Annotated in this window: 11 protein-coding genes and 1 riboswitch; of the genes, 5 read left to right on the top strand and 6 right to left on the bottom strand. The window is 42.3% G+C overall.

Features of this window, described 5'->3' with window-relative positions:
* The first annotated feature begins 134 nt into the window (after positions 1 to 134).
* From glgC to Q5H80_RS05115, 3 genes are all read left to right on the top strand, one after another.
* Entirely contained in the window at positions 135 to 1,352 is a 1,218-nt protein-coding gene (gene glgC, locus Q5H80_RS05105; RefSeq protein WP_304569101.1) for a glucose-1-phosphate adenylyltransferase, read from the top strand.
* Positions 1,342 to 2,796, top strand: a complete 1,455-nt coding sequence (gene glgA / locus Q5H80_RS05110; protein WP_304569102.1) for a glycogen synthase GlgA — start codon at positions 1,342 to 1,344, stop codon at positions 2,794 to 2,796. The genes glgC and glgA overlap by 11 nt, the downstream gene beginning before the upstream one ends.
* A 283-nt stretch (positions 2,797 to 3,079) precedes the next feature.
* Positions 3,080 to 3,877 carry an alpha/beta fold hydrolase gene (locus Q5H80_RS05115; protein ID WP_009846349.1) on the top strand — a complete coding sequence of 266 codons (798 nt, stop codon included), beginning with the start codon at positions 3,080 to 3,082 and terminating at the stop codon, positions 3,875 to 3,877.
* 128 nt (positions 3,878 to 4,005) lie between these two features.
* On the opposite strand, the gene Q5H80_RS05120 is transcribed toward Q5H80_RS05115, so the two are convergent.
* The 5 genes from Q5H80_RS05120 to torD form a co-directional block, all read right to left on the bottom strand.
* Positions 4,006 to 4,323: a DUF2007 domain-containing protein gene (locus Q5H80_RS05120; RefSeq protein WP_304569103.1), complete on the bottom strand. Its 318-nt coding sequence runs from the start codon at positions 4,321 to 4,323 to the stop codon at positions 4,006 to 4,008.
* Positions 4,324 to 4,397: 74 nt separating this feature from the next.
* Positions 4,398 to 5,078, bottom strand: a complete 681-nt coding sequence (locus Q5H80_RS05125; protein ID WP_304569104.1) for a TVP38/TMEM64 family protein — start codon at positions 5,076 to 5,078, stop codon at positions 4,398 to 4,400.
* A 154-nt stretch (positions 5,079 to 5,232) separates the two neighbouring features.
* Positions 5,233 to 5,823, bottom strand: coding sequence for a TfoX/Sxy family DNA transformation protein (locus Q5H80_RS05130; protein WP_009846352.1), 591 nt, complete (start codon positions 5,821 to 5,823; stop codon positions 5,233 to 5,235).
* Positions 5,824 to 5,950: 127 nt separating this feature from the next.
* Positions 5,951 to 6,036: riboswitch (cyclic di-GMP riboswitch) on the bottom strand.
* Positions 6,037 to 6,206: 170 nt separating this feature from the next.
* Positions 6,207 to 7,211: an HTH-type transcriptional repressor PurR gene (gene purR / locus Q5H80_RS05135; RefSeq protein ID WP_009846353.1), complete on the bottom strand. Its 1,005-nt coding sequence runs from the start codon at positions 7,209 to 7,211 to the stop codon at positions 6,207 to 6,209.
* Between the two features lie 318 nt (positions 7,212 to 7,529).
* Entirely contained in the window at positions 7,530 to 8,177 is a 648-nt protein-coding gene (gene torD / locus Q5H80_RS05140; RefSeq protein ID WP_304569105.1) for a molecular chaperone TorD, read from the bottom strand.
* Positions 8,178 to 8,464: 287 nt separating this feature from the next.
* Between torD and torR the strand changes: the two genes are divergently transcribed.
* Entirely contained in the window at positions 8,465 to 9,178 is a 714-nt protein-coding gene (gene torR, locus Q5H80_RS05145) for a two-component system response regulator TorR (RefSeq protein ID WP_009846355.1), read from the top strand.
* Positions 9,179 to 9,268: 90 nt separating this feature from the next.
* Here the strand turns inward: torR and elyC are convergent, their stop codons facing one another.
* Positions 9,269 to 10,075, bottom strand: coding sequence for an envelope biogenesis factor ElyC (gene elyC, locus Q5H80_RS05150; RefSeq protein WP_304569106.1), 807 nt, complete (start codon positions 10,073 to 10,075; stop codon positions 9,269 to 9,271).
* Positions 10,076 to 10,190: 115 nt separating this feature from the next.
* On the opposite strand from elyC, the gene cmoM reads away from it, so the two are divergent.
* A complete protein-coding gene (gene cmoM / locus Q5H80_RS05155) occupies positions 10,191 to 10,976 on the top strand; it encodes a tRNA uridine 5-oxyacetic acid(34) methyltransferase CmoM (RefSeq protein ID WP_304569107.1) in 786 nt (261 codons plus the stop codon).
* Positions 10,977 to 11,015 lie beyond the last annotated feature (39 nt).

Consider the following 11,015-nt stretch of genomic DNA (forward strand, 5'->3'; position numbering starts at 1 on the left):
TTGGCTTAGGATATTTTCACTGCATGTGAATGGATATTCGTTAAGTACCGAAATAAGTGTTGGTGCTCATCCCCCAGAGGAAGATACCTCTTAGAGTACTAACATCGACAAGCTATAAATATATGGAGAATAAAATGGCTGGTGTATTGGGAATGATTCTTGCTGGTGGTGAAGGTTCTCGCTTAAGACCTTTAACAGAATCCCGCAGCAAACCCTCGGTTCCTTTCGGTGGTAGCTACCGCTTAATTGATTTCGCTCTGAACAACTTCGTTAATGCTGATCTAATGAAGATCTACGTGTTAACGCAGTTTAAGTCACAATCCCTGTTTCATCACATGAAAAAGGGATGGAATATCAGTGGCATAACAGACCGTTTTATCGACCCTATTCCTGCGCAAATGCGTACAGGTAAGCGTTGGTATGAAGGTACTGCAGATGCTATTTATCAGAACCTTCGCTTCATGCAACTGGAAGAACCTGATCAAGTTTGTATTTTTGGATCAGATCATATTTACAAAATGGACATTAAGCAGATGCTTGATTTCCATAAAGAGAAGAAAGCGGCTTTAACCGTTTCAGCATTGCGTATGCCGCTTGCTGAAGCGTCTGAATTCGGCGTTATCGAAGTGGATGCTGAAGGACGTATGATTGGTTTTGAAGAGAAACCAGCTAACCCGAAACCAATTCCAGGTGACCCAGAGTCAGCGCTGGTGTCTATGGGTAACTACGTATTTGAAGCTAGCGAATTGTTCGCCGAACTTGTTGAAGATGCAGACAAAGAAGACTCGACACATGATTTCGGAAAAGACATTATTCCAAACATGGTTCCGCGTGGTGATGTGTTTGTATATGACTTCAGTACTAACCGTATTACTGGTGAGAAAGAAGAAGTTTATTGGCGCGATGTAGGTACGATTGACGCGTACTGGCAAGCTCATATGGATCTTCTTGAGAAAGATGCGCCATTCTCGCTATACAACCGCAAGTGGCCACTACATACATACTATCCGCCACTACCGCCGGCTACGTTTACTGATTCGGCAAACGGCCGTGTTCAGATCATCGATAGCTTAGTGTGCAATGGTAGCTACGTACGTGGTTCTCGCATTGAGAAGTGTGTATTGGGTTTCCGTAGTAATATCGCATCAGCGTGTGATATTAGTGAGAGTATCTTACTCGGCGACGTGAAAGTGGGTGAAGGTTGCGTACTTCGTCGTGTCATCGTCGATAAAGATGCAGATATCGCACCTGGAACACAGATTGGCGTAAATCTGAAAGAAGATAAAAAGCATTACCATGTCTCTGACGATGGTGTAGTAGTTATTCCTAAAGGAGCTCGAGTTGGTTACTAAGACTCTCTCGGTACTTTTTGTAGCGTCTGAAGTTGAAGGCTTGATTAAAAGTGGTGGCTTGGCTGATGTAGCCAAGGCACTGCCAAAAGCGTTACAAACACTCGAACAAGATGTTCGAGTGACCATCCCTGCTTATAGAAACATTCCAAACATTGAATCAGCTGACGTGATTTTGTCGACCGAGCTCGATCATTGGCCTCATACTGCTTATCAAGTCAAAAAGTTGAGTGTCGAAGGTGTTCAAATCTTCGCTATTGAATGTGCCAAGTATTTCGACCGTCCTGAAATGTACGCAGAGAACAATCAAGCGTATGCTGATAACGGAGAGCGCTTCTCGTTCTTCAGTACGGCTTGTCTCGATATGCTTCCTAAGCTCGCGTTCCAACCTGATATCATTCATGCAAATGACTGGCACACAGGTTTTGTGCCTTTCTTGCTTAAATCACGTTATCAACGACACGATTTTTTTGAAAATACACGCAGTGTTCTCTCGGTTCACAATGCGGTTTTCAAAGGGGTGTTCGCATACGATGAACTGCAATGTTTGCCAGAGATGCACAGTTACAATGTGCCTGAGGCATCTGTAAGCGACACTCATGTCACTATGCTAAAAGCAGGGGTGATGTGTGCTGATAAGGTCAATGCAGTAAGCCCAACGTATGCAGAAGAGCTGAAAACGGAGTTAGGTAGCCATGGCATGGCAGCAGAGTTCCAACATCGTTCGGCAGACTTATTGGGCATTCTCAATGGTTGTGATTATGGAGCTTGGAACCCGGAAACAGACGCTTTCCTTCCTCGTAAATTCAAAGCAACGAAACACAGCATGACTCGTGGGAAGTCTGCTTGTAAGCAAAAACTGCAACAAGATGTTGGTTTACCCGTTACCGATTGTGCGGTTTATGGCATGGTTTGTCGTCTGACCAACCAAAAAGGCGTTCATTACTTACTGCCTATCATCGAGCAGTTCTTGAAAAACGAATTGCAGATCGTGATTGTTGGTACTGGCGATCCGGTTTTGGCTAGTCAATTGAAAGAGCTATCAGCACTTCATTCAGACAAGTTCTCATTCGTCGAAGCCTACAATAATGAACTAGCGCACTTGGTTGAAGCGGGCTCTGACTTTTTCTTGATGCCTTCTGAATTTGAGCCTTGTGGCTTGAACCAAATCTACAGCATGGCTTACGGTACTTTACCGATTGTTCGTTCTGTGGGAGGTTTAAAAGACAGCGTGAATGATTACGATGAGGATCCAGAGGTCGCGACTGGCTTTGCTTTTGAGGAGCCTACACCGCAAGCATTGCTAGCGGTATTGCATCGTTCATTACTACTTTATGCTCAAAATCCAGCAGAAATTAAACGCGTTCAACTTTACGCGATGCAACAAGACTTTAGTTGGGAAGATGCGGCAGAAGAATATCTTGCGATGTACCATTCTGCATTTTAACTTGTTGACTTAGCTTTAAAATTCAATTGTTGAATAACAACCGTTCATAATAAAAGAAGGCGCTCTGCTGATAGAGTGCCTTTTTGTTTTCTGGTCAGATCACATCACGTTTCCAAAGACAAAGCTTGCAAACTCATTTTAGTCAGGTAGAAAAGGTGGTCAGGTATTCACATGACTAGTGTTGGGTTTGACACTATTATCACTTAAAATTCTTAATTGCGTGATATCCTTAGTCATCGCCTTGTGATGAGGCTCAGCTCCATAAATAAATTAAGCGATAGGTATGTCTGAGAGTTTATTATTTCATAAAACATTTACTCACCCTACGAGCGATGAGTGGGTTGTGTTTGTGCATGGCGCAGGGGGCAGTTCCTCCATTTGGTTTAAGCAGATCAAAGCGTATAAACAGCATTTCAACTTGCTTCTCATTGACTTGAGAGGGCACGGTAAATCAGACAACATACTTAAAGATCTGATTTCGAACCGTTATACGTTCAAATCGGTAACGCTCGATATTCTTAAAGTGTTAGATCATCTCAAAATCCGATCCGCACACTTTGTGGGTATGTCTTTGGGTACAATTATCGTTCGTAATGTGGCTGAATTGGCGGCAAGCAGAGTACGTTCGATGGTGCTTGGTGGTGCCGTCACTAAACTCAACACTCGATCTCAAGTCTTAATCAAATTAGGAAACCTGAGTAAGCACATCATTCCTTATATGTGGCTATACAGCCTGTTTGCTTATGTTGTGATGCCGCAAAAAAGTCAAAAAGAATCACGTCACCTGTTTATCCGCGAAGCGAAAAAGCTGTGCCAAAAAGAGTTCAAGCGCTGGTTTATCCTCACGGCTGATGTAAACCCATTGATGAAATATTTTAAAGACAGAGAGTTGCCGATTCCGACTTTGTATTTGATGGGCGAGCGCGATTACATGTTCATCAAGCCTGTTAAAGAAATGGTCGAAGCGCACGAGTCGAGCGAGTTGGTAGAAATTGCCAACTGTGGGCATGTATGTAATGTAGAAAATCCTGAAGAATTCAATCAACAATCTATCGCTTTTATCCAAAAGCAAATCCAGTGATTCTCTAGGTTGATTATCAAAGCAGATGATTCAATAGAATTAAAATAAAAACGGGAAGCTAATTTAGCTTCCCGTTTTTATTTGGAGGAGGTATTGATCGAATCGTGTCTGTAATAACTGAAGCTCTGCTATTCAGGTGAAGCAGCGCCGCACTGCCAACAAGACCCGAATTGTGCTTCATTGATTTCATGACACTCACCACAACGCCACTCTTCATAGATGATTGAATCTTGCTGTTTTTGGTAGTCATTGACGATCGTGCGGGCTTTACTAGCGAGTTCTGCCTCATATAACCATACGTAAGGGTCTGTATCTTCGGTAAATGGGATTTCACCCTTTAAACCAAACAAACCCTCACCACGGACTTCACACGCAATATTCTCACTTTCTAACAAGCCACAGATGATATGAGCTTCTGTCGGATTCGATGCACTGAAGATTTTCATTGAAATAGAACCTTATTTGGTTGCATGCGTTAGCTATTTAGTTATTTAGCTATTTAGCTATTTAGTTATTTTCGTTACTCAGCGACAGGTGCTGAGCGAAATTTATTCATCAACCATTTAGCAATAATTGGGAATACACCCAGTAAGGCAAATGACAACAGTACTGAGGGAGACACGATGCCTGAAAGGGAATCAATTTCTGCGAGTTGAGTTCCGGCATTCAAGAAAACAGCCGTACCCGGTAGCATCCCGATTTGACTCGTAATGTAGTAACGACTTACCGACATCGGTGTTAGACCCATCAATAGATTGATAAGGAAAAACGGGAAAACAGGAATCAAACGAAGTGAGAATAAGTAAAATGCCCCGTCTTTTTCTACACCCTTGTTAATAGTTGCTAACTTGTCACCAAACTTTGTTTGGATCCAGTCTCGTAACAGGTAGCGGCTACTTAGAAACGCAAGCGTTGCACCAATGGCACTTGCGAAAGAGACTAGCAGTAAACTGTTCCAGAAGCCAAATAGCGCAGCCCCTAGTAGCGTAACAACCGCGGCGCCAGGAATTGAGAAAGCCGTAATCATGACATACGCGACAAAGTAGATAGCGGCGGCGGCAATGAAATTGCTCTCGATGTAGTCATTCAAAACAGCTTGTTGGGTTTTCGCATTTTCAAGCGTTAAGTATTGGCCGAAATTGACGCCTAACAAGACGATGGTTATGACCAACACAATACCTAATATCATTTTTTTACTCATTGATATTTCCTCTAAATTTTCAATGCATACCATTAGTTTTTCAATGTATACGATTAGTATAGATAGACAGGCAAAGCATAGAATAACTTTCACCAGATATAAAAAAAGCCGCAGGAATGCGGCTTAGTTATCTAGATAGTTTGCACTGACAATGTTAATTGACGTGATTGATAAGCTCTTCACGACGTTGCTGCGGTATAACAGACCAATGTGTACCATTGATCGCGCCTTCTAGCGCCCATAAAAGTTCAATACTGACAGAAGACGCATGCGATTCTTTGATGGCGTTAAATGCGTTTACAGAGCCAGATTCATATAAACGTTCTACAGAATCGATCCCTGCCTTTTTCAGCATCCGCTCGGTAGCGAGTCGAAGGTTAGGCAGATCTTTGAGTCGAGTTGGTTTAGCAGAAGATTGTTCAGCTTTCTCTTCTTTAGCAAAACCTAGAGACGTAGTCGCAAGCTGCAAGATTTTCTCTTGGTCTTGCCATAAGCCTTCAGGTAAAGCGAAATATTTAGTAACGACAGGAAAACCACGTTTTTTGTAGACGTACGGTTGAAATCCTTGTTGTTCGAATTGTTGCGTTGTGCATTTGTCAGCTCGTATATGCAACTGGTCATTCACAACCAGGGCAAACATTGTGTCATCAGCAAAAAGCCCGAATCCACCAAACATTGAGCGTGACTTAATTTTTCCTAGGGGCTCAAATAATTTCATTGAGTCCTTTAGTATCGGTTTATCCATGTTATTTATCTCGGTGTATTTGAACTACGCCACCAAATAAGCAGGTCCGAGAGATTAGCAAAATGTTGCAATTAAATTGTCAATAGGCTGTAAATTACTAAAGTATTAGCAGTTACTGCATTTTGCCATCGGTAACCCCGCTACCATACCAACGAGTGGTTTAGGCCGGAAGCTTTGCGTCCCACTTTTTCAAGTGGTTTGCCCTGTGCGTGACTGGGTTGTTAGAATAAAGTTTTTGTTGAATTAGGCTCACACTTCTTATTTTAAAATGTGACATTGCTTCAATTAATGATCTTCGAGATATGCATGTAAGTGCATTTTGTTTGTTGAAAAAAAAAACGCACCTAAAGGTGCGCTTGATTAAACTAAACTCATTACATCAATTAATTTAACGTTTTAACTGTACTTCGCTCAACAATTTCAGGGTGCATTTCGAAGACGCGTTTTTCGTGGTCTTTGTCTTTAATACGCTCTAGTAGTATTTCGAATGCATTTTTACCAACACGGCGCTTAGGTTGGTGAACCGTCGTTAACGGTGGAGAGAAGTATTCAGCTAATTCTATGTTGTCGTAACCGATCACTGAGATATCTTCAGGAATACGAATACCTTTTTCTTGCAATCGGCTCATCAGTCCTAATGCCATTGTGTCGTTAAAACAGAATACTGCGGTAGGGCGATCTTCCATCTCAATGATTTGGTCAGCAGCAATCACAGCGGTGTCACACTCAAAGTTGCCTTCGATGATCATATTTTCATCGGCAGTAATCTTAGCTTCATTGAGTGCGCGCTTGTAACCTGAGATGCGTTCAACACATGCTGCTTTGTCTAAGTGGCCACTTAAACATGCAATCTTGGAGTGACCGCGCTCAATGAGGTATTTGGTTGCTAGGTAGCCACCTTCTTCAGAGTTATCGATGATCTTATCAGCTTGAGAGCTCTCAGGACCCCAGTCCATGATAACTTTAGGGATGTCCGCGTGACGGTCTAACATCTCTCTTAGTTCTTCAGTTAGGTCAGAACACATAACTAAGATGCCATCTACACGTTTCTCTGCAAGCATTCGAATGTAGTCACGTTGCTTTTCGTAGATACCGCCCGTATTACACAGGATCAAAGTGTAACCTTGACGGTAACAGTAGCTTTCAACACCATCAATAACTTCAGAGAAGAAGAGGTTAGTTGATTGAGTCACTAACATGCCGATAGTGCGTGTTGTATTGCACTTCAAACTACGAGCAACGGCACTTGGCGCATAGTTAAGTTCGTCTACGGCTTTATTAACTTTTTCTTGAGTCGCTTCAGCAACAAAGCGAGTTTTGTTGATTACGTGAGAAACGGTTGTTGTTGATACGCCGGCTAAGCGTGCGACATCTTTTATAGTGGCCATGTTTTTATCCTATTAGAAGCTACTTTCCCAAAGTACGGAATGAAGTAGCCGTTAAGCTACCTAACTAAGAGCTTAAATTTGTAGGGCTCTTTGGGTACTAAAGTGCTAAAAAACAAAAAACCGCTATTGAGCGGCTTGTCTTAACACCGAAATGCTCTGAACTTCAATAAGTGTAGCATTTCGTGAATGTTTCATATTTTATCGTTTGCGGTCACAATTTTAGACTGACTAGAAATTACTCGCAATAAAATTCACCCAGAAATCCGGGTGAATGGTCACAATTCTATTGAATTTATTTATCGAGTCGTCAAAAAAAGCTTATTCGCCAGCTAGGTATTGAGTGTCTAATTTGCAGAATGCCAATAGCAGGGATGAGACTGAAGCGTAGAAACCGAATGTGTCAATGTCATGACATTTAACGTTGAACTTTGGTACCCAAGTAAGCAGTTGCTGTTCGATAAATTGCTGTTGAACAGTGAAGGATTTCTCTAGTTCCTCTTCAAGATCCGTTTCGTTCGAACGAATGATTAGATTACCTAGGAAATCAAGTTCGATAGCAATGTGGTCAGCGGGCTCTTTTAGGTCTTGGTTAACCACTAAGTTGTGTTTAGCCATGATCTCTTCCATATCTTTTGCTGGCTTATCGTTCAAAAGGCCTGTCTGGCCGATATACATAGAAGCGTAAGGAAGTGCGCCATGTTTATCAGTCTTTAAGAATAAGTCACAGAAGTCAGCAGACAATTCTAATTGAGCATCTTCACGTGTTTGTAGACGGTTTAGCGCATCCACTAAGCTATCAATCGCCGGCTTTAGTGTTTCATTTTCGCCTAAACCAGTTAGGAAAGAACGAATTTCAACAGAGTGGTAGTGATCGAGTTCTTCTTGAGTGAGCTCTTTAGCGAACAAGCTTGATAGCCACCAGTATATTTCTGCTCGTTGTTCGTTGAATGCTTTCGTATCTTTCATTTCTTAGATCCTGATTTAGTCTTGTGGTGTGTGTATACCTAGCATCGTTGAGTGATTTGTGTATAGGCACACCAAGGCTGAATAACAAGGTTATTTGCGAAACGCAAAGTTACTCGTTAGTAGTAATGCCTATATTGAATTGCGATGGGCGACAAATAGCAAGGTTTAAGATTGTCTTGTATCAAAAAAAAATCATGTTTCTGGCTTTTATCTTCTGTAGTACTAGAATTGTTACGAGTTATGAATAGAATGGTCACTGAAACTATTAAATAAGAAAAGTGGTGTAGATGAGCTATCACGTATTAGTCGTAGAAGATGATGTGGTAACCCGCAGTAAACTGGTTGGATATTTCCAGAATGAAGGTTACACAGTGAGCGAAGCTGAAAGCGGGGCTCAAATGAGAAAAATGTTAGAAGAAAATAACGTTGACCTCATTATGTTAGACATCAACTTGCCAGGCGAAGATGGATTGATGCTAACTCGCGAATTACGCAGTCAATCAGACATTGGAATAATTTTAGTTACTGGGCGCACGGATAGCATTGACAAGATCGTTGGCCTTGAAATGGGCGCAGACGATTACGTTACTAAACCCTTCGAACTTCGCGAGTTGTTGGTTCGAGTTAAAAACCTCTTGTGGCGTATTTCGGCTGCTCGTAAAACTGCAGCGGTTGCGGTAGAACAAACAGAAGACGAATCTGTGGTTCGTTTTGGTGAATGGACGTTTGATATACCTCGCCGTGCGCTAAGCAAGAACAGCGAGCCGGTGAAATTGACCAAAGCTGAATATGAACTATTGGTTGCACTCTCTTCTTACCCTAACCAAGTATTAAGCCGTGAACGTATTTTGAATATGATCAGCCATCGAGTAGACGCGCCGAATGACCGCACTATCGACGTGTTAATTCGTCGTATGCGTGCAAAAATGGAGTTTGACCCTAAGAACCCACAAATTTTTGTGACGGTTCACGGTGAAGGTTACATGTTTGCTGGTGACTAATTTTCCGTGGAAAGCTGATTTCAGTAACGATATTTGAACGTAAAAAAACCGAGACATCAATGATGCCTCGGTTTTTTGTTACTGAATTTTTTAATTGTTTATCATCTGAGTACTGCTCTCGACAGGGTCATTACTTGTGTCTAGCCAATCTCGCAAGCTTTGCCAAACTAATCCCATCGTCTCATGCCAATAGCGCTCAGTCTGCTCGAGATAGATAGCCTTAGGCATATACTTATTCCATGGTTCAACAATGCCTTCTTGTGCAAGGTAATTAGTTGGTGCGGGTAATGGTTTCATGCCAGCAGCGTTGAACTCGTTCAGTGCTCGAGTCATATGGCTCGCTGAAGTGACTAATACCATTCTTTTGTTCTTAACGAATGCAGCGGCTTGACGAGCTTCTTCCCACGTATCTTTCGCGGTTTCAAGCAGAATGATATCGGGTTTTGCCACGCCGAGTGCTAGCGCTACTTTAGCCATCATTTTTGCGTTGCTCACTTCAGTGCCTGCGCCATAGCCAGACAAAATGAGTTTAGCTCCAGGGTAAAGACGTAAGATACGAATCCCTTCACTTAAGCGCATCAGACCGGTGCGGCTAAGTTCTGATGTTGGTGGAATTTGGTCATCAACAACGTGACCACTTCCAAGAACCATAATGTAATCGACGGTATCATCGATAGGTAAAAAAGCGGTGTGTTGCCTTTCCATTGGCATTAAAAGTTGACTAGAAACAGGCTGGAAAGCGATTAGGAAAATACCACAGAGGGCTGAAAGGGTAATTAGGCAACCTGTCTTCCTTTTTGCAGTAAACATCACTAGGGCTAAACCCAGAAAAGCGAGAATTAACATTGCTGGCAGTGGCATCAGTAACGAAGACACTACTTTTTTCAGCTCAAACATATCCGAATAGTCCGAAAAAACATCACTTAGTAGTAAAAAGAGACATCGCCTCTTTATTCCTGAAATTCCTGTGACAGAATAGCAGGCACGATAGGACATAATAACTCAAGTAGCCGTGACTGAAGACCGTAATTTCGACGATATTGCCCACAAATTTGCAAAAAACATTTACGGCTCTGACAAAGGAGAGATCCGTCAGTGCATCGTATGGGAAGATTTAGAGCAAGCTTTGAGCAAGTTTGAGCAATCCGTTTCGCCGCTGCATGTGCTTGATGCTGGCGGTGGACTTGCACAGATGTCGCAAAAAATTGCGACACTAGGGCACAACGTTTCTCTGTGCGATCTCTCTTCTGAAATGTTGAAGCTAGCGGAAGAAAGCATCACAGAAGCGGGTTTACTCGAGCAGTATCGTTTTATTCATTCTCCGGTACAAAAAGTGGCAGAGCATCTCGATGGAAAAGTCGATTTTGTGATGTTTCATGCCGTAATGGAATGGTTAGCAGACCCTAAACAGGCACTTGATTTATTGCTGGAACAAGTAAAACCCGGTGGCATTGCCTCGATAATGTTTTACAACCACCATGGTTTAGTCCTGAAAAATGTGATTTGTGGCAACATTCCTCATGTATTGAATGGGATGCCACATCGAAAAAGGTTTAAGCTGCAACCGCAAAAAGGCTTGAAGCCGGAAGAGGTTTATCAATGGATAGAAGACGCTGGTCTAAATATCTGTGGTAAATCAGGCATTCGCTCTTTCAGTGACTACATAGGTAATATGGAGTACATGGGCGATTACCAATTTGAAGATGTGTTGGAACTAGAGAAACAGCTATGTCGCCAAGAGCCATATCTGTCGCTAGGCCGTTATATTCACGTTTGGGCTCAAAAACCTGCGCAATAACAGCGGTGAATGTGGTAAAAGAAGCCACAACATGCGCTA

The sequence above is a fragment of the Vibrio sp. SNU_ST1 genome (assembly GCF_030563405.1).
GTDB lineage: Bacteria > Pseudomonadota > Gammaproteobacteria > Enterobacterales > Vibrionaceae > Vibrio.

Excerpts from the sequence above, each read along its gene's own strand:
- elyC (WP_304569106.1), bottom strand. The coding sequence starts at position 10,075 with ATGTTTGAGCTGAAAAAAGTAGTGTCTTCGTTACTGATGCCACTGCCA.
- Q5H80_RS05120 (WP_304569103.1), bottom strand. The coding sequence starts at position 4,323 with ATGAAAATCTTCAGTGCATCGAATCCGACAGAAGCTCATATCATCTGT.
- glgC (WP_304569101.1), top strand. The coding sequence starts at position 135 with ATGGCTGGTGTATTGGGAATGATTCTTGCTGGTGGTGAAGGTTCTCGC.
- Q5H80_RS05125 (WP_304569104.1), bottom strand. The coding sequence starts at position 5,078 with ATGAGTAAAAAAATGATATTAGGTATTGTGTTGGTCATAACCATCGTC.
- torD (WP_304569105.1), bottom strand. The coding sequence starts at position 8,177 with ATGAAAGATACGAAAGCATTCAACGAACAACGAGCAGAAATATACTGG.
- Q5H80_RS05130 (WP_009846352.1), bottom strand. The coding sequence starts at position 5,823 with ATGGATAAACCGATACTAAAGGACTCAATGAAATTATTTGAGCCCCTA.
- Q5H80_RS05115 (WP_009846349.1), top strand. The coding sequence starts at position 3,080 with ATGTCTGAGAGTTTATTATTTCATAAAACATTTACTCACCCTACGAGC.
- purR (WP_009846353.1), bottom strand. The coding sequence starts at position 7,211 with ATGGCCACTATAAAAGATGTCGCACGCTTAGCCGGCGTATCAACAACA.
- torR (WP_009846355.1), top strand. The coding sequence starts at position 8,465 with ATGAGCTATCACGTATTAGTCGTAGAAGATGATGTGGTAACCCGCAGT.